Consider the following 22,058-nt stretch of genomic DNA (forward strand, 5'->3'; position numbering starts at 1 on the left):
CGGCTCAATGATTGCTTCAAACTCCCTGAACGCCTTGGGCTTCAGGGAGTTTTTACGTGGGCCGGTCAGGGAAAGGTTTCCTCATCAAGATCGGGCGTATTATAATAGGGCTCAAGTTATTTGATAGAATGGGCCGATATTGATTGGACCTGAAAAGGATAGGGAAGTACCGTGAGCGAATACGTTTTCAAGCTGAAAAAAGGGGATCTGGAGTTGGAGCTGAAAAGCGATGACGCCAAGTTTATTGAGACCCAGATGGACAACTGGCGCAACATGCTGGTGACCCAGGAAGAGAAGTAGTCGTTTCCGCCCGGCTCAGGCCCATTTAGGACCAGGGCTGCCCGTTGGGCCGGTGCTTCAAATCTACACCACGCGTAGAATGTATTATGGCGTATTACCTCTTATATAATGATTTCAATCGGCAATAGGCTGGGCACAAAAATTCCGCGGGTTTCCGCTCCTCTCCAGTTGCCAGACCTTACCGATGTCTTACAGGTTGCTGATGGTGAGGCCCCGTTCTTTGGGTAAACACCCGCTGATAGAGAGATAGTATTTGGCCCAGGCCCGCACGGCAAGGAGTCTCGTAGTCATGGATGCCCCACATCGTTATGAAATGAGCCTTAAAAAAGATGGGCTGTTTATCAACCTGTCCTCGGATGACGTCTATTTCGTCTCCAAGCAAATGGACAAGTGGTTTCGGATTTTGCTGGATGACAGCTATGTGCCAGTCAGCCTGCCCAAGCCCGCTGCGGTGGCTCCGCCCCTTCCGGTTCAGCCGCCCAGTGAACCTGTAGCCTCTGAAATCGTACCGGCAGCTCCCCCTCCTGAGCCGGTGCTTGCATCTCCGCCGAAAGAAACTTCGGTCCCGGTAGCGCCTTCCCCTGAACCTGAACTAGCACCTGTGCCAGCAGTCAGCGTCCCGGAAGCGCCCGTGTTACCTTCCTCGACTTCCGTGTCAGAACCTTCCGTGCCAGAGCCGTCCGCTCCGGCCATGGCGGCCCCGATACAAACGCCCCCGGAGCCTGTTGCCCCCTTGTCGCCCCCGGTTGAATCGCCTGCCCTGATTGCGGCTGCTCTAGCCGTGGCGCCTTCAGACGTTTCCGCCCCGCCTGCTTTATCGGTGGTGCCCCCAACGGTGACAGTCCAGCCCGATAGCACCACGCCCCCCGATATAACACCGCCCAAAGATGATTTTGAGTCGGTCATGGACACGGTGATGCGTGATTTGGAGGCCCCCCCGCCGCCGCTGCCCACCGCTCCGGTGATTGAGACGCTTTATGAGCAGTCCCCGGTGTCGGCTGCCCAGCCCATGAATCTGGATTTGGTGAACTCGCTGGCCGACCTGTGCGATCAGGCCCATCCCGGCAGTTCCGAGGATTATCTGTTGTTGGCTGCCTATTACCTCAGCCAGGTGGAGGCGCAAGCCTGCTTCTCCCTGAAGCGGATAAACGCCAATCTGGTGAAATCGGGCCTGACGCCGGTTAACCACAGCGCTCTGGAGACGGCCTTGTCCCGGGGGCACTTGTCCATGGTGCCGGATCTCAGCGGTACTGCGGAAGTCAGCGAGTACAGCCTGACCGATGACGGTTTGGCCTTCGTCAACCAGTTATTTTAAGGCAGCCTTGCCTATTTTAAAAGGCGGCTTTCCCGTTTTTGGATGTTCCGATATCCCCCGGGCAGTGGGATTCTGAAATTACGAATCCTGTTTTTACAGGCTGAAAAGCACTTTTTTTTCTGTTAATCTTTTATAGAAATAGGCGAATCCAACAGTCGGGAAATTCACTCGAACCCTCTGGTAAATTTCCTGCGGGCAGATTGGCATAAAAGGTCAGGCGTTGTCCTGCCAGAGTTCTCGTTGCCGCCCGATTGCCCTACCCCTCTCACTCTCTCTCACGACACCAATCGAAGGTATCAACGTCTTACAGTATTCCCTCTCGTTAAAAGCACCTCTTGCAAGAAGGTACCATTATGGAGGATAACGACTTGGCTATCGAGCTTCGCTTGCCGGATCTGGAAATCGAAAGCGGTATTCACGACACCAGCAAGGTTAAAATCTTCACCGGGCGAGCAAACCCCCGTTTGGCTCAGGAAATCGCCCGTTATCTCGGTACCGAACTCGGCAAAGTGGAAATCAAAAACTTCAGCGATGGGGAAACCTACGTGCAGGTGAAGGAAAATGTGCGTGGCTGCGATGCCTTTATCGTGCAACCCACCTGTAACCCGGTCAACGACAACATTATTGAGTTGTTGATGATGATTGACGCCCTGAAACGGGCCAGCGCCAATACCATCACTGCGGTCATTCCCTATTATGGCTACGCTCGCCAGGATCGCAAAACGGCGGGCCGTGAGCCCATCTCCGCCAAGTTAATGGCTGATCTCATCACCACCGCCGGGGCTACCCGGGTGGTGGCCATGGACTTGCACACCGGCCAGTTGCAAGGCTTTTTCAATATTCTGGTGGATCACCTTTACGCCACCCCGGTCTTGCTGCGCTACATTCAACAGAAGAATCTGGAAAATATCGTGGTGGTCAGCCCCGATGCCGGTGGCGTGGAGCGGGCCCGGGTTTACGCCAAGAAGCTGAACGCCCCCATCGCCATTATCGATAAACGCCGTAGCGCCCACAACGTGGCCGAAGTGTTCAATATTATCGGCGATGTGCGCAACCGAACGGCCATTATTGTGGATGACATGATTGATACCGCTGGTACGGTCTGCTCCGCCGCCCAGTTGATTTTAAACGAAGGAGCCGAGGCGGTTTACGCCATGGCGGCCCATCCGGTTTTCTCTGGCCCCGCTGTAGAGCGCATTGCTGATTCCGTTTTTAGCGAAGTGATTGTGACCAACTCCATCCCGCTGAGTCCGGCGGCTCAGGAACTGGAGCGCACCGGAAAAATCGTGCAGCTCTCTATAGCCCCAATTCTGGGCGAAGCGCTGGGCCGGATTCACGATCACCAGTCTGTGAGCGAGATGTTCCAGTAAGCGGACAGCAGTCCCTGCCTGTGGCGCTTTGAGAAATCGGCCATTCACTTTTTCAGAGTGGCCATTCACGGCCCGAGAATAGACCCTGCTGCTTCTTTCATCGTATGATGAGGCCTTCCTCGTTTACTGCTTTGAAGGAGTGTGACTGCCATGCCCAAGCTGGAGTATTTTGTTCCCGTCAATGCCTCGCTGCAAACCATTTGGGACGTACTGCTGGATCGCATTGAGCATCCTGAACGCTACATGCAGGGCATCGATTCCTTTGAGTTTGTGGAGAGTACCGAAGACTTTGCGGTGCGGGAGATCCTGATTCAGGGGTTTCCACTGAGAGAGCGCATTACCATTGACGAGCGTCTTGGCGAGGTGCGCTATGCGCTGGAGGATCATCCGCTGTTTCAGGGCGCTGTCTATAACGCCCTCATCCCCCCGGCCAATGACGACCCCAAGGCCTTGCCGGTGGTGCAGTTTCGCATGGACTGGCAACCGCTGAACAGTGAGGCCCAATCCGCAGAAGCGGAGGGCGCGCCGTTGCTGGAGGCTTCCCTGAAAGACGCCGTGCATTACGTGCGGGATCTGGCCGAGCATATTGAAGCGAAGAAAAGCCAGGCTGAGGCCCAGACTGAGCAGCCCTAAAGACCGCTTTCCTGAGCGTCCGTCCGGTTAAGGTTTAAACTCGCCGGGTTTTAAAATCAGGTGATTCAGGGCGTCCCGGTAATCGTGAACGTCTTGCTCCGTTTTTTCCAGCATTTGGGTGGCCTCAGCGGCCTGCGGGGATAGGGCGGCTTTTGGCTGGGCGCTGTGCGGTTGCCGGGTGCCTTCCATGGCCTGCTTTAAAAAGTCATCAACGGCTTCCAGATTCCCCTGATAGCTTTTGAGTCCGGCGCTTAACCCCTGGGTGTTGGTAAAGTGCTTGGGCTGATGACTGTTCAGATCTTGTAAAAACCACTGGCGCAGGGTTTTAGACAAGCCGTTGTTGAAAAAATCCACAGCCTGAAGGGTTAAAGCCTGAGCCTCCGGGTTGGGTAAATTGCTCAGGTGGTTCTGCATCAGCTGTCTAAAGTCCTGCTGAACGGCCTGCTCTTCATCGTTGAGCAAGCGCAGGATCTTTTGGCTGATGGTCAATTTTTGCTTGTCCAAGGGGAGCTGGATGCTGCGTCGATCCAGAAATCCGCTTTTAATGGGCTCGGGTCGATGCACGGCCTCTTTCAGGGCTTGACTGCTTCTGCTGAGGGCGGAGAGTCGCCTGAAAATATTGCTGGTACTGCTGCTGGTGCTGGAAAGGGTCACCGGGTGAGAGTCCAACCTGTCCAGCGTGGCGGATTCGCTGGTCAGTCTGGTGGAGGACTCACCGGAGGGCGAGGGGTGGCGGGCGGCAAAAGTCAGCTGTCTGGGCTGGTACTGTTGAACCGGCGAAAAATGCCCTTGCTGACTTTGGGTGTGGCTCAGGGAGCGAAGGCCTTTCAAGCCCGCTCTAAAAGTCATAGTCGTCAGCAACGGTTAATCCTCCTTTGGGTTAATCGCACGGGTTAATCGCGGTTTATGGGTTGAAGATGCTATTTTTAACTACATATCCAGTGGATGACGAGAAGACTGAGATCTACTGGGTCGAACTGAAAGCCGGAATAATAATCGCTGGGTGATGATCCAGGGACTCCTGCGATTCAGACGACTCAGTGCCAAATCTGGTGTCAATTTTGTTTTAATTTTCTTGTTTTCATTTTGACGCTGGCAAATCATCACTCCACAAATAAGGGCGCAACGTCAAACAGGGGTATCATACGGCAAAAAGTGGTGAGCCGCAACTGAAACGTGAGTAAAAGAAAAACGCTCGGGATTTAAAATTGCCTTTCAAATTGCCTTTGGCGCGCTCAGGTGTCCGATGAGCCTGACAGACCGTTTGTCAGTCGAATGAAATTACGCAACAATTGGCCGCCTTCCGGGGTTCCCACCGATTCTGGATGGAATTGCACCCCATAGAGCGGGCGCTCCCGGTGGGCCACGGCCATGAGCAGAGGCGTGGGTTCCGTGGGGGTGGGCTCCGTCTCGGCCAATACTTCCCAGTCCGCCGGTAGGCTGGTTGTTTCTACCATCCAGGAGTGGTACCGCATGACGGTGAACGGATTGGGCAGCCCGGTCAGCAAGGGATGGTTTTTTACAATGCGAACTGCCGAGGTTTTGCCGTGCATGATTTGGGGGGCCGGAACCACCTGTCCGCCCATGGTGTAAACCAATCCCTGATGACCCAGACAGACGCCCAGAATGGGACAGTTTAACTCCTGTTGGCGTTCAATCACCGTTTTGCAAATGCCAAAATCCTGCGGGCGGGAGGGGTGCCCGGGCCCCGGGGAGATGAGGATGCCTTGCGGGCTGAGGGTTTTGACGGCCTCCCAGTCCAGTTCATTGTTACGATAAACCTGCACCGGCAGGCTGGTTCTGGCCTGCACCATCTGGTACAGGTTGTAGGTAAAGGAGTCGAAGTTGTCGAGAATCAGGAGGCTCAAAGGCGGGCACTTTTTGGGGTTGGATGGTTGGGTGTCTCCAAATTAACCCAGACCGGCCTCGGGCTCAAGGCGCTAGAAGATTACCTGAAACCGTCCGTTTTCGTCGTTTTCATCCAGGGAAATACTCAAATCCACCGGGTCTTTCCCGGAAACCGGCCCAATTTTTTGGGCGCAAAGCCTGAAGTGTTTGAGGGGGCTGAGGTACTCCACCGTGGGGGCATCGGCTTGTTCTTTGGGCAGGGGAATCCATTTGCCGGGCAGCAGCCCTGCTTTTTGCACCTGTTCGCTGTTCAGGCTGAAACAGTCTCCTGTGTTACGATCCACGATGAGGTGGCTGTTCTTCAGCCGCTCCCAAGGGGTTTTGGGGGCATGGGGGGATTGGTGGGGCGTGTGGGCCCGCTGGTTTTTGCCCTTTGAGTCTTGTCTGGCTTGAGGGCCTGTGGCCCTTGCCTGTAAGCTGACTATCATCCATTCCCTCTTTCTGTTTTTATCCACTCTATCGCTGGTTTTTCCCGGCTATCTTGTGCGTTTGTTTCTCAAGTCTAGGCTTCCAGATCCAAGCGCTTTTGGCTCCACAGTTTTGGTAAATCCTCGGTGGGAAAGACCTCCAGTTCCTCGGTGTAGCCATCGGGAAGCAGGCTGGTAAATTCCACCACAATGTCCATTTCCGGCGACTGGTTGGCTTTGGCTTTTTCCTGCTCCGATTGAAAGCGTCGGATGGCCATTTGCCAGGGACGGTAGGCCCTGCCGTGCTGTTTGGCGGGAGCTGCGCTGGCGCTTCCCGGGTCTGCCGGAGACGCTCCTTCGGTACTGTTTTTTTCGGATGGCAGCGGCCAGAGAATGGGGCCCTTCAGTCGCACCAGCACTCTGCCTTCCTTGTCTTGTAACGGAGCGGCTGACAGTTTAATTTGATGAAAGCCATCCACAAAACTCAGACGGCCCGCATGCGGGTTTTTCTGTAGCTTGTTCTCAAAGATCAGCTTGGCCTGTTCGGCGGTGACCACTTGTGGGTATTTGTGGCGATCCACTTTGAAGTAGGTTTGGGTGGGCGGGTGGTACAACACGTATTTCAGCGTGTAGTTTTTCAGGCCGTAAGGGTTGCCTGTGCTTCGTTCACTTTCATGGCTGAGGGTTTCAAAAACGCGCTGGGTGGTCGCGCGCTTCTCCTGCGAGGGAACGGGGCGGGTGGGATGATGGGGACGGATCAGAGGTGGAATGTCTTTGGCTTTTTTACGGGAGTCGCCATCATTATGCTGGGAGTGCCGCCAGGGGAAATGGGGGCTGGCAACAGCCTGAGGGATCAGCGCACGCGTCATCATGATTGTGAGTCGACTCCTTCCATAAATCGATAAAAAAGAAGATAAAGAAAAAAGAGAGACAGAAAAATGATAATTACAAATGTAGAATGCTCGGGCGCCGGGCCTAACCTGCGTTCAGCAACCCGCCCGGGTGGCTACTGGTCTCCGTCACTCAGGACAATCAAAGCCCCTAAAACACCCTCGACAACACTATGGTGTGGCGGTTGGTATTGGCACCCACTTATTCAACGCTGCCACAAACAAGAAACCGGATTAGGCCTGAATTGGATGCTTTCTTTTTAAAGCAAAAGGGCACCCGGGGCAAGATCTTTTTTGAGAACTTCTCTCAGTAGTGCTTTACAAGTGAGAATCTTTATCATTTAATTTTATTGTTGAGAATAATTCTCAGCCAAATGGGTTTCCTATATCAACCGAATCGTCAGATTAGTTATTGCAAGTCAGTGGCCCCGTTTCAACATCAGTCGGGGCCTTTACAGGAGCGCGTCGGCATGGATTTGAGCAGTGCAATCGCAAGTACGAAACTTAACCTGAGGGCTATGGGGCATTATCTGGATCAGCCCAACGTGGTTCGCTCCTCCACCAAGGTGGCTGGCGTTGCTGGCGTGGCGGGTCTGGGGGCCTTAATGGGCTACGATGCCTGGAAGGCGCAGCCTCAGGAGCGAAAAAAAGTGCTGATTCGGGATGGTATTGTACTGGGTGCCACCACGGCGGGGACTCTGGCTGCCGCTGCCGTATTGATGAAGCCACCCAGCAAGAAGCTGATTCAGTATGAAATGAAAGAGCTGGGCGAAAAGCTGGCGAATTTGAAGGACCAGTACCCGGTCATTCAGGAGCTGCTGAAGGCAAAGCCCTTTGAGCAACGGCAGCAGTTGAGTGTCCGGGAATTCAAGGATTTGATTAAGGGCATGCGGGATACCCCGAAGCTGGATAAAGCCCTGGACAAAGCTAAGATTGAGGCGGATTTGGACGAACTGCTGCCCATTGGGAAGAATGAAGTTCTAGAGGGCAAAGGATGGGAATTGCCCAAAGCCATTTGGCAAAAGCTGACCAAGGTGGAGCAAAAAGGCGAGATTTCGGTGAAAGAAGGCGAGCTGTGGAAAATGCGCGACTTCTTCAGCGTGGGTCTGGCCTCGGTTATCAGTGGTGGCTTGGGCGGTGTTTTGGCTAATAAAGTGAACAAAGTGCAAGATCCTGATGCCATCGTGAACATGTGCAAAGAGGGAATTTTCCAGTTTGTGGCCAATATTGCCCTGTGCGCGGTGGGGGCTTCTATCGGGCTGGTGACTGTGGAACTGCCCCAGGTGCAGCAACTTTTGCAAAAGTTAGACCCCGCTGTCGCTCGGGTGGGCAAATTTGGCATTATTGGGACGGGCTTGAGTCTGGGCATTCTGGGTGGGGGCAAAATCGCCAACCAGTTGGGCACCAAAGTGGTGAATCCCTTCTTTGATAAATTACAGGGCAAAGCCCCTCAGCCGCAGAACGCCCCTGAAAAACGGCGCATTGAATTCGCCGACGCCATTTTGCACGTGGACGATTTGCCCACGGCGCTGGCGTTAGCCGGGATGGAAATTATGGAACCGTTTATTCCCCTGTTTTTTGCCTTTTCCGGGTACCGCACCGGCATTGGTTACCGTAATCATGAATCCGCCACGAACGGCGCTTCTACCGCCAAGTTTACCGGCCAGGTGATTCCGCCGCTGCCCCCACAACGGTTGCAGGCCAACGGTTCTCAGCCTACCCCCATGGAGAGGGCGTATCCCTATGCCCAGTATCGTCCTTAACGGGCCTGCCCGGTTGTCTGAAGTGAATGTATGTATAGGGAGATTGGATACAGAGCGCGCTATTAGCAATTGAAAAACCAACGCTGGCAATTCCAGTGGATTTCTTGGGTGAGGGGCTTTATCAGGAAGCTGGAGGATTACACCAAGCTGAGCTTCCGAGGTACAATAAGAAAGTGAGGGGAATTTATCCCCAGGGGCCAGACATTGTTCTGCCCCTTTCTCATTTTTAGCCCTGTTTTTCAGCCCGGTTTATTTTTTGGGGTCGAGAAAACTTACTTGCGGGCCAGGCGGGACTTGGGGTCCAGAATATCCCGCACGGCGTCGCCCACCACGTTAAAGGCCAGTACCGCCAGAAAAATCAGGAAACCTGGCATTAACATCCAGGGGCGTTCAATAATGTTGCTAATGTCCTGAGCCTCTTTCAGCATGTTGCCCCAGCTGGCATCCGGTTGTTGAATGCCCAGCCCCAAAAAGCTGAGGCCCGATTCGGCCAGAATGTAGCCCGGCACGCTGAGGGTCAGGGCCACCATCAGGTAGCTGGTGGTTTGGGGCAAGATATGCCGCACAATAATGGTAAAGGGGTTCATGCCAATGGCCCGGCTGGATTCCACGAACTCTTCGTTCTTAATGGACAGCACCATGCCCCGAATGACCCGACTGAGTCCGGCCCAGCCGATGAAGGCCAAAATCAGTACCACCAGGGCAAAGCGCTGGGTACTGGGCAGGCCGGGCGGCAAAATGGCCGCCAAACCAATCAGCAGGAAAAAACTGGGAATGGACATCACAATTTCAGCGACGCGCATCATTAAATCATCCACCTTGCCGCCGAAGTAACCGGCCAGTCCGCCGTAAATCATGCCAATGGGAAACACCACAAAGAGGCTGAGGAAGCCGATGGTCAGTGAAATTTGCCCGCCGTACAACATGCGGGAAAACACGTCTCGACCGTTGATGTCGTTGCCCAGCAGGGAAATCTGGGCCGGGGCGTCCACCCCGAACAGGCGTATCGTGCCGGGAATCAGGCCGAACAGGCGATAGGGTTCCGCCGTTGGAAACAGGCGAATGGGGTATTTCTCGCTCAGGATGGGGGTAAATTCCTGGGTAAAGGTGGCCGGGTTGTAGCGTTTTTCGTAGCGAAACACATACGGCCAGCTCAGCCCACCGGCTTCATCCAGCATATAGACCGGGGTGGGCGGGGCTTTGGCCAGACTGCGATCAAAACGTGATTCGCTGTAGGGGGCCAAAAAATCGGCCAGGGCCACCATCAGGTACAGGCCAACCAGCACCAGCAGGGAGACAAAGGCCACCCGATCCCGGTACAGCCGCTGGTACATCTGGCGGATTAGGTTCAGTTCGGGGGTGTTGGGCTGTTTTTTCAGCATGGCCGGGCCTTCCTTACAGTTCAATCCGGGGGTCGGCAAACTTCAACAGAATATCGGCCATCAGGTTGCCCAGCACCAGCATAACCGCGGACAGGATGATGGTGGACATGACCAGATTGGTATCGGTTTCCAGCACCGCTTTGTAGGCCAGTTGCCCCAGCCCGGGAAAGCCCAGCACGGTTTCAATGAGGATGGCCCCACCCAGCAGGGAGGAAAACTCGTAGCCCAGCATGGTGATGAGCGGGTTGAGGGCGGTGCGTACGGCGTGCTTGTAGATGACCACATGCTCTGGCAGGCCTTTGGCCCGGGCGGTACGCACGTATTCGGCGGCCAGCACATCCAGCAGGTTCCCCCGCATTTGCCGTTGAATGCTGGACAGGGAGCCCACAATCAGCACGGTGGCAGGCAGGGCCAGGTGCAGGGCCCGATCCCAGAGTTTTTCCAGAATGTTCATGCTGGGGTAATTTTCGCTTTGAATGCCGCCCAGGGGAAACCAGCCGGTTTTCACGGCGAAAACGGCCATGAGCAAGGCCAGTAAAAAGCCGGGGAAGGACATGCCCACCGAGGCCAGCACGGTCATGGCCCGATCGGTGTAAGAGCGCCAGTGCAGGGCGGCAAAAATGCCGAGGGGCAGGGCCACCAGCCAGGAGAAGAAAAAGACCACCAGATTGAGTTGCACGGTATTCCAGCCCCGTTGAAGCAATAGCTCCAGCACGTCCTCATTGGCAAAGGTTTTTCCCAGGCTGGGGGTGAAAAATCCGGCCAGATTGCCGCTTTTCAGGGCTTCCGGGTGGAAGGCGAAAAAGTTGGTCAGCCAGCGCCAGTACTGGATGTACATGGGTTGATCCAGCCCCATCATGTGCCGCTGCTGGGCCTTGGCGGCCTCCGAGATTTGTGGGTTGGTTTCGATGCCGGCCAGCGGGTTAATGGGGTTTTTAACCCGCACGGCGTCCATAATATGCCATGATCCTCCCGGGGTGGGGATGTTGATGGGGCCTACCGTAAAGTCGTAGCGCATCATGAAAAAGGCTATCATGGAGATGATCAGCAGGGTGGGAATGGCTGCCAGCAGTCGTTTTAGAATGTACTGTGGAATGGACATTGAACTCCGTCTGCAAAAGTCTCTTGGAAGGGGGCCACGGCTTTTCGGGATGGGTGTGTGGCCGTTTTCTGATTCCCGTTTGATGGTATCGGAAGGATTCCCGAGCCATGAGAAGGTCGCGCCATGAATCCTCTTTTGTATTATAAGATCATAGACCAATTTAAACGCTGGGGATATGAAACCCCGGGAATACCCCAGGCCCCTTGGCAGGAACATCCCCCTTGGCTGAATGCCAGAAGGCCTCAGGCTACTGCGTTTAAAAACATGCAAAGAAAGGGTGGTTCAGCGATGAGCAAGGTTTTACAGATGCTACGATTCCGTCCGTCGGAGTCTCCGGAAGCCTTTGTGAAGGCTCAGGCCTTACGAACCACCGTATTTATCGAAGAACAGGGGATTCCGCCGGAGTTGGAATGGGATGAATTTGACGCCGATGCCTTGCATTGGCTGTTCATGCAGGCAGAGTCCGGTCAAGCCGTGGCCACGGCCCGCATACTTTCTTATCAGGAGGCTTGTCAGGCCCGTCCGGTGGCTAAAATTGGACGGGTGGCTGTCAGTCAGGCTTGCCGGGGGCAAGGCATCGGCGAAAAACTGATGCGGGAGCTGCTGACCTTTGCCCAGGCGGAAGGTTATCAGCAGGCCATTTTAGATGCCCAGACCCGGGCAGTGCCTTTCTATGAGCGTCTGGGCTTTGTGAAAGAGGGCTTTGAGTTTATGGAAGCGGGCATTCCCCATTACCGCATGCGTCTGGTTTTTTGAGACGGCCCAATGCCTGTTCGGCGGGGCACCCGCCAGATATAATAATGCCAATCCAGAGGGCCGTATGAGAGGCTGATGAGAAGGAGCGCCTGCTATGTCCAACTATATCGCTGAATTTCCCAAGTACCGCAAATGGGCCGTGGTCGGGGTGTCCGAGGATCGGGCCAAATATGGCAACAAGATTTACCGGGACATGCGCGACGCTGGCTACACCGTGTTTGCCGTGCATCCCAAGCTGCAAACCGTGGAAGGCGATCCTTGCTACGCTTCCGTGAGGGCGTTGCCTGAAATCCCCGATGTGGTGGATTTGGTGGTGCCCCCTGCGGCCAGCTTGCAAGTGGTGGAAGACTGCCTGGCGGCGGGCATCAAGCGCATCTGGTTCCAGCCCGGCTCCGAGTCCGATGAGGCCGTGCAAAAGGCCAAGGATGGCGGCATGGAAGTGGTGCATGACGCTTGCATCATGATCCAGAAACAGGCTTGGGTCTGACGCCGTCTGATAGGGGATCTCTCAGGATGGGTCGATGCCAAGTTGCTGCCTGATCCAGGGGATGGTTTGCTGGGCGATAAACCCGCCCATGATGGGCAAGGCCGCAGTTTTGACCAGAAACACGGGTTGTATCAGCAGTTTCAAGTTGTCGATTAACTTGAACTGATCCAGGGCCTGCCAGACTGCTGAAGGGATTTTCTTGCCCAGCTGCCGGTTTCGAATGCCGCACAGGGCCAGTACTGCGGCCATAGGGGCCAGGGCGGGGAGCATTTTTAAAAGCAAAACGGCAGTGGCCCCCTCTTTAAAGGCATGTTGGCTGTTCAGTTCCTTGTCCAGTAACTGTTGATAAGCCTGATCGGGGTTGGTGATGGGCGGTTTGGCCAGCTTTAACCGTTGCCGCAGGGTGGGCGGCTTGGGTTGAAAACGCCCTTGCCGGGCTTCTTCTTTTGCTTTTTTAACTTCTTCAAACCGGCTGGCGGCCTGCCCCACAAACCAGGGGCCCAGGGCCATGCCTGCCGAAATGCCGATCAAGGCGGTGCCCGCCACGCTGGTTAAAAAGGTGGGCATGGGCTTTAGCAGGGCCTTGCTCCAAACCATGTTGTGGGGTCGGCGGGCTCTTTCCGTCAGGATTACCAGTTCTTGAATCAGATTCCCTTTGAGTTCACCCGTTTTTTTTCGTGCGGCGTTGTTGACGTAGGACTCCACGCCCCAAATGGGCAAAGCGGCGATTAGGCTGAACAATAAACCGTTTTTGACCCCAATGCCCACACCATGTCTTCCTTTGAGCATTTGATCCCCTAAAGGCGTCTGTGAAGGATTCGGCTTGGGTGGGGTGATGGAGGATATGGACGGAGCAGGCGGCGTAGGCCAGCCGGAAGGGCCTGAAGTCGATGACGTTGAACTAGAAGCGTGCTGGGGAAGCGGGTAAAGGCCCAGAGGGCCTGCGAGGGTATGCCGAGATCCGCTCAAGGCCTGCGGGTAGGGGGCTAGCGGATAGGGATAGGACAATGGTGGGTTCAGTAGTGGTAGTGGAGCAGGCAGCATTATGAAACCCTTTGAATGAATTGCTTGATTGAAACAAACCCAAACAGGAAGCACAGTTGTTAGTGATTTTTCGGTTTACGGAATGGACAGGCCAAGCGCTGGCTGGTCTGTTTTCTCATATTAAAAACGGGTTCGTTTGGATACAATAGCCATGCGCTTACCAACTGGAGAGCCTTGCCATGTCACCTGCGACCCCTGAGCCTTCGACCCTTGAGCCTTCCCCGGCCAATCCAAGACCCAAGCCACCCATTGTGGTGGGCATTACCGGGGCCTCCGGCAGTATTCTGGGCTTTCGTTTGATTGAAGAGTTGCTGAAGCTGGGTCAAAGGGTGCAACTGGTCATTACCGAGAAGTCCTATCAGGTTATTTTTGAGGAAACCGGCCTGAAAATGGGCGGCCAAAACAAGGCCCTGCGGGTGCTGGACCATCTCAATCTGCCAGAATCCATGGTGGATTTATTGGACGTGTTTGAAAACAACCGGCTGGACGCCGCCCCCTCCAGCGGTACGCACATGACCCAGGGCATGGTGGTCATTCCCTGTTCCATGGGAACCCTGGGCCGCATCGCCAACGGCATTACCGATACCCTGGTGGCTCGGGCCGCCGATGTCACCCTGAAAGAGCATCGTAAGCTGGTGGTGGTGCCACGGGAAAGCCCCTTCAACCAGATTCATCTGCGTAATTTGAGCATGCTGGCCCAGTGTGGAGCCGTGATTCTGCCCCCCATGCTGACCTTTTATCTGCCGGACTTTGGCAGCATCGACGGGCAGATTAACTATACCATTGGTAAGGTGCTGGACCAGTTTGGGCTGGGACATGACCTGTATACCCGCTGGGGGCAACATATCCCACCGGCTGGGGCCTCATCGGCCCCGGGGCAACCCTAGGCACTCTACTGCCTGCTGCGGCTCCGGCTGCTGCTGGAGCCAAGCCTGCCAGAGGAGCGGGTGGATTGGGCCTGATTGGCAAGGGCCTGCCATACCCATAATAGCCAAGATACGTATAGCCCGGATAAACCAGCGTGGGCGCATGGGCGGCGAGGCCCGGTTGCTGCTGCGTGGGGGGACTGGCAACCTGCGGGTTATTCTCCCGGTTGGGAAAGGCCCCGTTTACGAGTTGCGGAAACTGTCCTTCCAGCTGTTTGGTAATCCCTTGAAGGCTTTCCGTCGATAAATTATCGCCCAGTCTTTGCTGAAGCTGATTCCATGCTCCTGCACTTCTGGAGAGCGCCAGTCCGGCAATACTACTCATCGCTGTTAGCCTTTTGCAGTGTTTGTAGTGGTACTAAAACCGGTCAGCCCATTTTGTTGTCAGTTTTTGCTGTTATTCTGGGGCAAAGACAGGGTGCCGGATGTGCCAAGAAAAGGACTATTCGGGGAAATCGGTGGGTTCAAACGGGTAAGGCGCCGGTGGCTGCTTAAAGGTGGATTTGTAAATGAAGGACAAGTCGAAGCCGCTGTTGATTTTTTCCAGCTCGTATTTCACGGTAAACATTTCTTGCAGGGCGTTGGCGAATTTTTTGCCCAGTTCCTCCGGGAAGAGTTCGCCGCAGATGTGGCACAGCACCGGTTCGCCGTTTTTCAGGCGAATGACATTGATGTTGAACTCATTGCCGCACTCGCAATGTAAAGTCATGCGGGGGTAATGGGTCAGCTTGGGCTTTCGGAAATCTTCTGGCATACTAGGAATTATAGTACAGCTGGCAGGCTTGTCAAAACAGGCGCCAAAGACGACCGACCCGAAAAGGGCCAATCCACTGAAGAACGACCCATAAACAAACCATCATGAACGATAAACGCCCCTTAAACCCAGATGCCCGAATGGAGGATGCCCGAATTGAGGTGGCCCACTCCCTGCCCATTGCCGATGCCTTAAGTCTGGCCCGGGAGCAGCACGCCGACGCGGTCAGCTTCAGTGACCCGCAGGGGCGGATTTGGCTGGCTTTTTGCGATGACCTTAGTAAAATGGCCACCATGGGTTTGGGAGAATTGTCCGTGGACAGTGTGGCCATCCCGGAGCGCTCTCCCTTGTGCCATGAGAACCGGGCCAATATGCAGGCCACACTTGACCTGGCCAAGCGCTTGTCCGCGTTTTTTCCGGTCTATTTTGTGGCGGCCCTTTACGAATTGCAGTCCCTGATCCAGAAAATGGGCCTGAAGGCCTATGTGATTGGGGGCATTACACGGGATTTATTGTTGTATCAGGAAAAGCGCCTGTCCGTGCGGGATGTGGACATCACCGTGGAAGGCGATGCCTTGGCCTTGGCCGATTTTTTGCTGGCCAATTCCCGTAATTTCACCCTGATCGAGAAATTTCCCGAGTTTGGTACGGCCAAAATCAGCTACAAAGACGATTTGATGTTTGACGTGGCCTCTACCCGGCAGGAAATCTATCCGCACTGCGGGGCCTTGCCGGTGGTGGTCAACCGGGGCGTACCCCTGGTCAACGATATTGTGCGTCGGGACTTTACCGTGAATGCCCTCTCGTTTTCCGTGCATCATCTGGGGCAGGTACTGGATTTCGCCAATGGCTTGCGGGACATTGAGGTGCGAGCGATCCGGGTGCTGCACCCCATCTCCTTCTTTGAGGATCCCAGTCGTATTTTGCGGGCCCTGAAGTTTTGCGCCCGTTTTGATTTTGATTTGGCCGAGGAAACCGCCACTTTGCTGCAGCGGTTTTTACAGGTGGGAGCCGTCTGCTATAAAGGCGGGGGCGAGCGTATTAAGCAAGAGCTGAAAGGCTTTTTGCGGGTGGAGGAGTCACCGGCCAAAAGCAAGTGGTTACGCTATTTTATGCAGCATCAGTGTTATCGGCTGTTCAATATGGAAACGGTCTTTTCTCCCAGCCCGGAATTGATTGAAAAACTGGCGGGCGTTGGGCCAGTTTTGCCGGAGTTGATGGAGCCGCTGAGCCCGTTTGTGGACGCTGATTTTGTGTTCGATGTTTACCTGTGCTTTTTGTTCCGGGATCTGGAACCGGAAGACTTTCAGAAGACTCTGGCCCGATTGGGCTTAACCCGCAACGAGCGGGAGTTTGTGGAGCAGTTCCGCAAATTGAGGGACGGGGTGACGGAGCGTTTCAGCACCTTGCATGAGTATTCATCCCCGGGGGCCATTTACGATCTCTTCTATGGGCTGCATTTGATTACGGTGGTCGTCTGCATATTGGAGTTGGCCTTGGCCGGGGGAAATCGCTATAAAATCGTGCTGGAGGCTTTTGTAAAATACAAACGCAAGTGGGAAAAAACCGAGGTGGAGCTGGACGGCAACGATTTAATCGGATTGGGAGTGCCGGAAGGCAAGGTGATTGGCCAGTTGCTGGATCAGTTGCTGCATGCCAAACTGGCCGGACAGGTGCCGGATCGACTGGAAGAGGTGCAGTACATCCAGAATCAGCTGGCCGCTCACGCGGAGCGACTGGCCGAATTAAAAGCCGAATCAGGGCGGAATCATGCCCCTGAAGCGGGGGGCTAGGCAATGTGGGAGGTGAAGCCGCCCGATCGAAACCTGCTGGATGCCCGGGGCTTGCTGGTGGTCGGCACCCATCCCAAATGTGGCAAAAGCGTGGCCTGTGCCGGGCTGGCCGGGGTGTTGAACGATCTGGGCTTTACGGTGCAGGCCATCAAGCCTTTCAGCTTTCAGCCGGAAGTGACCATTCGCGATGGTTATGAGCAGGCTTTTTTCGATCGACTCAATCCGCCCCAGCAGCCGCTGGAATTGTTTGCCAAGCCATCTCCCCGCAAGGTGACCGCCGGAGATTGGCAACACTTGCAAGAGCTTTGCCGCAAGCGGGTGTACCCCTACATTCTGGAAGCTCCCGGCAGTTTGGCCTCTCCCATTCGCTTTGTGGATGTGGAATTGAATGACGCCGTGGATTTGTCCAAGGCGCTGGAGATCCCTTTGGTGCTGGTGACGACCAAAAGTCCTGACGTCATTGGCACGCTGGCCCCCATGTTGTCTTACCTGTGGTCTCGGGATGCCAAGGCCATTGGCTGGATGGCTGTGGAAACCCAACCGGTGCGGGTACCGGATTGGGAGCAGGATGTCCTGTTTCTGCGGGGGCATACGGACATTCCCTATCTGGGAGAGATTGCCTACAGCCCCAGCATCTCGGTGGAAGCCTTGCAGCAGGGCAATCTGTTTCGCATTACGGAGTTGGGCGTGGATTTGTTGCCCATTCAGCAGGCCCTGAATTTGCGAGTTCCTTACTAACGCCACCGATCCCAATCCGTGACCTCAGCGTATAATGGGCAATACTATGAGCGCAGAATCCCCCATCGCCGACGAGCAGTCCTCCCTCCCGCAACCCAAACCCAGCCGGACTCCCAGCCTGTTAAAGGCCGCTGGGCTCATTGCCGCCGTAACCATTTTCAGTAAGCTGCTGGGCTTTATTCGCGATTGGGCGGTCATGTACGCCTATGGCACCTCGCTGGTCAGTGACGCCTATTACGCCGCCTTTCAACTGCCCTCCTTCGCCATTATTTTGCTGGGCGGACTGGGCGGGCCGTTTCATACGGCCACCGTGGCTGTGTTCTCCCGCCTGATTAAAGATCAGGAGGCCCCTTCTGAGCGTGCCAGACACTTGGCCAGTACCTTTATCACCCTGACTGGCATTGTGTTTACGGCCTTGTCGATTCTTACCTTTTTGCTGGCCCGCCCCATTATGGGGCTGATTTTGCACGGAGCGGCCCCTTCCCTGATTGAGTCCGCCGCCGCCCAGTTGCAAGTGATGAGTCCCTGTATTCTGGCCGGTGGGGTGGTGGGCATTTTGTACGGGCTGTCCAATATCTACAATTGCTTTGTGTGGCCGTCGTTATCGCCAGTGGCCATGAGCGTGACGATTCTCCTGGGATTGTGGCTGGTGCCCGGCGATACCACGGGCATGGTGCTGGCTTGGTCCACGTTGGCCGGTGGCATTTTACAGGTGGTCATGCAGTTGCCGGAATTTTTTCGCCAGAAGTTTACGTTAAAGCCCGCTTTGGACTGGAAAGCGCCGGAAATTCGTCAGGCCGGGGAGTTGTTGTTTCCGGCCACCGTGGGCACCACTATTGGGCAGTTGGTGACCTATGTGGATATGTTCTTTGCCGCTTCGCTGGGGGCCGGGGGGTGGTCGGCGGTCACCTTGTCCAATCGCTTGGTGCAGTTGCCCTTGGGGGTGCTGCAAACGGCCTTGCTGGTGCCCATTTTCCCCCGGTTCAGCCGGGCCGCCGCCGAGGGCAATTTTGAAGAGATCAAGCGCACTTTCAAAACCGGGGTGATTTCCCTGTGGCTGATCAGCATTCCCCTGCTGATTTTGATGATGATGTATACCGAGCCGCTCATTCGGTTGATTTTTCAGCACGGCAAGTTCGATGCCCGGGCCACCGAGCTGGTGTCGCTGGCCCTGGTTTATCAGGCCTTGCAAATTATTCCCTACTTCGCCAGAGATTCCATTACCCGGGTTTTTTATGCCTTTCAGGATTCCCGAACCCCCTTAATGGTGGGTCTGCTGGCCATTGGGGTCAAAGCGGCGCTGAACTGGCTACTGGTGACCCAGTTGCACCTGGGCGTGGGGGGTATTACCGCCGCTATCACGCTGGTGACCTTTATCAACATGACCTTGCTGGGCATTCTGTCCAAAAAACACATTCCGGACTTGGGATTTCGGGGAATGATATTGCCCTTTGGCAAACTGGCCATGGCGGGTTTATTGATGATGGCGGCCTGTTTTGGCAGTCAGTGGTTGTTGGAATTACTGCCGCAACTTGTGCCATTACTCCAAGGGTTACCGGTGGCCCCTGCCCTGTGGGAATACGGGCGGATCGCTGTGGCCGCCGCTATCGGTATTTTGGTGTACGTGCTGGTAACCTTGCAGTTAAAAGTCAGTGAGGCCCAGTATTTGCAGGAGCGCATTGGCGGGCGCCTGCTGAAACGCTTTAGCCGATCTTAATAACGGCGTGTTCGTTACCGACGTCCTGTAATCATCAATTGGGTGAGGCAGACCCGTCGCAACCCGTTTATAACGGTTTGAGTACAGCGAGTTATAAATGGATGTTTGGCAGTGCTGCCAGAAATAGTTCTATTGTGTGTTCGAGCTGCGCGCAGCTTTATATACGGGTTGCGACGGGTCTGCCTCACCATAAATTTTTCAGCAGATGTCCGGCAATGGAGGGGTTTTCCTTCAGGCGGCGGGTGCAGTAGGCAAACCAGTCCTTGCCAAAGGGGACATAAACCCGCACCCGGTGTCCGCCGTTCAGCAGAATTTGCCGCAATTCCGGATCCACGCCCAAGAGCATCTGAAATTCATACTCGTGGGGCTTTAACCGATACTGATCAATCAGGCGCAACGCTTCCCACACCAGTTCCTCGTTGTGGGTGGCAATGCCCACATAGGCTTGCTGCTTGAACATTTCTTCCAGAATAAGGGTGTAGTTTTTGTTGATGAGCGTGTGGTTGGGCCAGGCCAGGGTGCGGGGTTCCCGGTAAATGCCTTTGCAAAGCCGGAAATTGGCCGGGCTGCTAATCTTGCTCAAATTCCTCATAATCTGTCGGGCATCGCCCACGGTGCGGCGCAAGTAGGCTTGTAGCACAATGCCCACGTTATCGAATTGCCTGCGCAGCTTCAGATAGAGGGCAATGGTATCGCTGGTGCAGGCCGAATCTTCCATGTCAATGCGCACAAAAATGCGGGCTTTGGCCGCAGTGGCCACCAAATCGTGCATTATTTCGGAACACAGGGCTTTGTCCAGCAAGAGGCCCATTTGGCTCAGTTTTACGGAAATATTGGCATCTAACCGCTCTTTGGCAATGGCCTCCAGCACGGTTTTATAAAGGGCGGCGGCCTGATGGGCCTCCTGCGGTATGTGAATAAATTCGCCCAGTACGTCAACGGTGGCCATGGCCCCTTGTTCGTTCAGCTGACGAACCGTCTCCAGCATTTCCTCCAGCGATTCTCCGGCCACATAACGCCAGGCGAATTGTTTAACCAATGCCTTGGGGGCAAAGGGTAAAGCAAGCACGACCAGTTGATCCAGAATGCGCATGGAGGCCCTCATCTCAAGCGGTTTTTTGCGTTTTCTCGCTATAAGTCTGACACTATCATAGCGGAAAATGGGGGTGGGGCGCTGTGCCTTCCTTTGGGTTCATCCCCATCATGGACAGTGGCATGAAGCAGCCTGAACCGGGAAGGCTGGGCTTATCTGTTTCAAATCCGGGCTGGCAAAGGCACACGTGGAGACAGCCGATCCAGCGGGGTCATGGGGCTGCCAGGTCCGTTGGCCGGACGAATCCCCAGTTCATCCTGGGCGATAATCAGGCGGTGGATCTGGCTGGTGCCCTCGTACAGGTTGAGGACACGGGCATCCCGGTAGTAGCGGGCCGCCGGGTATTCCTCGGAGAAGCCGTACCCGCCAAAGATCTGCACGGCGCTATTCGAGGCCCGAATGGCCGCTTCGGCGCAAAACAGTTTGGCCATGGAGGTTTCCCGGGTGTTGCGCACGCCCTTGTCCTTCAGGTCAGCGGCGTGTAGCACCAAAAAGCGACCGGCTTCACAGTCGGCGGCCATATCGGCAATCAGTTGTTGCAACATCTGGAACTCACCGATTTTCTGGCCAAAGGCTTCCCGTTCCATGGCGTAGCGGGTGGAAATATCAATGCAGGCCTGGCTGACACCCACGGATCCGGCGGCTACGCTGAAGCGTCCCTGATCCAGGCAGTACATGGCCACTTTAAAGCCTTCCCCCGGATTGCCCAGCATTTGGGATTTATGCACCCGCACATTGTCCAAAAACAGTTCGGAGGTGATGGACGCCCGTAAACCCAGCTTGGGTTTGATTTCCCGGGTACTGAAACCGGGGGTGTCGGTTTCCACCAAAAAGGCGCACATGCCTTTGTGGCCCTTCGATTTATCGGTCTGGGCGATGATGAGCGCCACTTGCGAGATGCAGCCGTTGGAGATCCAGGTTTTCTGGCCGTTCAGCACGTAATAATCGCCATCCGGGGTGGCCATGGTTTGCTGGTTCCCGGCGTCGCTGCCAGCGTTGGGTTCAGTCAGGCCAAAGCAACCGATGATTTCACCGGTGGCCAGACGGGGCAGGTAGTTCTTTTTTTGTTCCTCGGTGCCGAAGTACCAGATGGGCTTTTCCACCAGAGAAATTTGCACCGAAAACAGGGTGCGGGTGGAGGAGCAGACCCGGGCGATTTCCTCGGTCATCAGGGCGTAGGAGATGTGATCGATGCCCTGTCCGCCGTATTCTTCCGGCAAAATAGCCCCGAAAAAGCCCTGATCGGCGATTTTTTTCAGCAGGTCAAAATCAAATTTGGAATCCTGATCGTTAATGGCGGCAACCGGGGCAATTTCCTGATCCGCGAATTCCTTGGCCCATTGCCAAATTTGCCGTTGTTCTTCGGTCAATTCAAAATTCATAATAAGTACCCCGAATCACTCTTATACTTGGTGTTGACTGGTTTTGACGCTTTTTTAAGAAACCTTGATGCTGGCAGGTGGTGTGTCATTTTATAGCATGGCTTTGCGGGTGGCTGTGTTCCCCGGAATGAAATGTACCCTCACGAAGCGAACCACTGCAAGCATCATTATACGTTAAAACACAAACAGGCAACACTGAGGGGGCTCAAACTGCGGAAGAAGAGAATTTCCCGGTTGGCGAAATGACCGCTGCCATTTCGGCTTTTGCGAAACGCTGATCCCCTGTTCGGAGGAGGAA

Annotated in this window: 21 protein-coding genes; 11 read left to right on the top strand and 10 right to left on the bottom strand. The window is 55.0% G+C overall.

All coding sequences use genetic code 11. The features are described 5' to 3' along the window. The first annotated feature begins 171 nt into the window (after positions 1 to 171). The 4 genes from DF283_RS03695 (at position 172) to DF283_RS03710 (ending at position 3,618) form a co-directional block, all read left to right on the top strand. Positions 172 to 300, top strand: a complete 129-nt coding sequence (locus tag DF283_RS03695) for a hypothetical protein (RefSeq protein ID WP_303673361.1) — start codon at positions 172 to 174, stop codon at positions 298 to 300. A gap of 289 nt (positions 301 to 589) precedes the next feature. Then, positions 590 to 1,615: a hypothetical protein gene (locus tag DF283_RS03700; RefSeq protein ID WP_303673362.1), complete on the top strand. Its 1,026-nt coding sequence runs from the start codon at positions 590 to 592 to the stop codon at positions 1,613 to 1,615. 353 nt (positions 1,616 to 1,968) lie between these two features. After that, entirely contained in the window at positions 1,969 to 2,985 is a 1,017-nt protein-coding gene (locus DF283_RS03705) for a ribose-phosphate diphosphokinase (RefSeq protein WP_303673363.1), read from the top strand. Positions 2,986 to 3,135: 150 nt separating this feature from the next. Continuing rightward, a complete protein-coding gene (locus DF283_RS03710) occupies positions 3,136 to 3,618 on the top strand; it encodes an AtaL-like protein (protein ID WP_303673364.1) in 483 nt (160 codons plus the stop codon). A 27-nt stretch (positions 3,619 to 3,645) separates the two neighbouring features. Here the strand turns inward: DF283_RS03710 and DF283_RS03715 are convergent, their stop codons facing one another. From DF283_RS03715 to DF283_RS03730, 4 genes are all read right to left on the bottom strand, one after another. Next, positions 3,646 to 4,479 carry a hypothetical protein gene (locus DF283_RS03715; RefSeq protein ID WP_303673365.1) on the bottom strand — a complete coding sequence of 278 codons (834 nt, stop codon included), beginning with the start codon at positions 4,477 to 4,479 and terminating at the stop codon, positions 3,646 to 3,648. Between the two features lie 374 nt (positions 4,480 to 4,853). Then, entirely contained in the window at positions 4,854 to 5,486 is a 633-nt protein-coding gene (locus DF283_RS03720; RefSeq protein WP_303673366.1) for an anthranilate synthase component II, read from the bottom strand. A 72-nt stretch (positions 5,487 to 5,558) separates the two neighbouring features. Continuing rightward, positions 5,559 to 5,954, bottom strand: a complete 396-nt coding sequence (locus DF283_RS03725) for a hypothetical protein (RefSeq protein WP_303673367.1) — start codon at positions 5,952 to 5,954, stop codon at positions 5,559 to 5,561. Between the two features lie 74 nt (positions 5,955 to 6,028). Beyond that, positions 6,029 to 6,805: a hypothetical protein gene (locus tag DF283_RS03730; RefSeq protein WP_303673368.1), complete on the bottom strand. Its 777-nt coding sequence runs from the start codon at positions 6,803 to 6,805 to the stop codon at positions 6,029 to 6,031. 488 nt (positions 6,806 to 7,293) lie between these two features. Here DF283_RS03730 and DF283_RS03735 point away from each other — a divergent pair, with 488 nt between their 5' ends. Further along, positions 7,294 to 8,586 carry a hypothetical protein gene (locus DF283_RS03735; protein ID WP_303673369.1) on the top strand — a complete coding sequence of 431 codons (1,293 nt, stop codon included), beginning with the start codon at positions 7,294 to 7,296 and terminating at the stop codon, positions 8,584 to 8,586. A gap of 272 nt (positions 8,587 to 8,858) precedes the next feature. Here the strand turns inward: DF283_RS03735 and DF283_RS03740 are convergent, their stop codons facing one another. Both DF283_RS03740 and DF283_RS03745 read right to left on the bottom strand, forming a co-directional pair. After that, positions 8,859 to 9,968, bottom strand: coding sequence for an ABC transporter permease (locus tag DF283_RS03740; protein ID WP_303673370.1), 1,110 nt, complete (start codon positions 9,966 to 9,968; stop codon positions 8,859 to 8,861). Between the two features lie 13 nt (positions 9,969 to 9,981). Next, positions 9,982 to 11,070 carry an ABC transporter permease gene (locus DF283_RS03745; RefSeq protein WP_303673371.1) on the bottom strand — a complete coding sequence of 363 codons (1,089 nt, stop codon included), beginning with the start codon at positions 11,068 to 11,070 and terminating at the stop codon, positions 9,982 to 9,984. A 288-nt stretch (positions 11,071 to 11,358) separates the two neighbouring features. On the opposite strand from DF283_RS03745, the gene DF283_RS03750 reads away from it, so the two are divergent. Further along, complete coding sequence (locus DF283_RS03750) at positions 11,359 to 11,826, top strand: GNAT family N-acetyltransferase (protein ID WP_303673372.1); 468 nt, start codon at positions 11,359 to 11,361, stop codon at positions 11,824 to 11,826. A gap of 94 nt (positions 11,827 to 11,920) precedes the next feature. Continuing rightward, entirely contained in the window at positions 11,921 to 12,313 is a 393-nt protein-coding gene (locus DF283_RS03755; RefSeq protein ID WP_303673373.1) for a CoA-binding protein, read from the top strand. Between the two features lie 21 nt (positions 12,314 to 12,334). Here DF283_RS03755 and DF283_RS03760 read toward each other — a convergent pair whose 3' ends face one another. Beyond that, positions 12,335 to 13,102: a hypothetical protein gene (locus DF283_RS03760; RefSeq protein WP_303673374.1), complete on the bottom strand. Its 768-nt coding sequence runs from the start codon at positions 13,100 to 13,102 to the stop codon at positions 12,335 to 12,337. Between the two features lie 434 nt (positions 13,103 to 13,536). Between DF283_RS03760 and DF283_RS03765 the strand changes: the two genes are divergently transcribed. Continuing rightward, on the top strand, positions 13,537 to 14,244 hold the full coding sequence (locus DF283_RS03765) for a UbiX family flavin prenyltransferase (RefSeq protein WP_303673375.1): 708 nt from the start codon (positions 13,537 to 13,539) through the stop codon (positions 14,242 to 14,244). 481 nt (positions 14,245 to 14,725) lie between these two features. Here the strand turns inward: DF283_RS03765 and DF283_RS03770 are convergent, their stop codons facing one another. Continuing rightward, entirely contained in the window at positions 14,726 to 15,037 is a 312-nt protein-coding gene (locus DF283_RS03770) for a hypothetical protein (RefSeq protein ID WP_303673376.1), read from the bottom strand. A 104-nt stretch (positions 15,038 to 15,141) separates the two neighbouring features. Between DF283_RS03770 and DF283_RS03775 the strand changes: the two genes are divergently transcribed. The 3 genes from DF283_RS03775 to murJ are packed head-to-tail and all read left to right on the top strand — an operon-like array spanning position 15,142 to position 19,285. After that, the gene (locus tag DF283_RS03775) at positions 15,142 to 16,830 is read left to right on the top strand and encodes a tRNA nucleotidyltransferase/poly(A) polymerase family protein (RefSeq protein ID WP_303673377.1); all 1,689 of its coding nucleotides are present in this window, start codon (positions 15,142 to 15,144) and stop codon (positions 16,828 to 16,830) included. Positions 16,831 to 16,833: 3 nt separating this feature from the next. After that, on the top strand, positions 16,834 to 17,568 hold the full coding sequence (locus tag DF283_RS03780; RefSeq protein ID WP_303673378.1) for an AAA family ATPase: 735 nt from the start codon (positions 16,834 to 16,836) through the stop codon (positions 17,566 to 17,568). A gap of 46 nt (positions 17,569 to 17,614) precedes the next feature. Continuing rightward, positions 17,615 to 19,285, top strand: a complete 1,671-nt coding sequence (murJ, locus tag DF283_RS03785) for a murein biosynthesis integral membrane protein MurJ (RefSeq protein ID WP_303673379.1) — start codon at positions 17,615 to 17,617, stop codon at positions 19,283 to 19,285. Positions 19,286 to 19,469: 184 nt separating this feature from the next. Here murJ and DF283_RS03790 read toward each other — a convergent pair whose 3' ends face one another. After that, positions 19,470 to 20,378, bottom strand: a complete 909-nt coding sequence (locus DF283_RS03790) for a proline dehydrogenase family protein (RefSeq protein WP_303673380.1) — start codon at positions 20,376 to 20,378, stop codon at positions 19,470 to 19,472. A gap of 161 nt (positions 20,379 to 20,539) precedes the next feature. Beyond that, positions 20,540 to 21,760 (bottom strand): acyl-CoA dehydrogenase family protein, encoded by a 1,221-nt coding sequence (locus tag DF283_RS03795; protein WP_303673381.1) that lies wholly within the window; start codon positions 21,758 to 21,760, stop codon positions 20,540 to 20,542. Positions 21,761 to 22,058: the final 298 nt, after the last annotated feature.

Source organism: Vampirovibrio chlorellavorus (assembly GCF_003149375.1).
GTDB classification, from domain to species: Bacteria; Cyanobacteriota; Vampirovibrionia; order Vampirovibrionales; family Vampirovibrionaceae; genus Vampirovibrio; species Vampirovibrio chlorellavorus_B.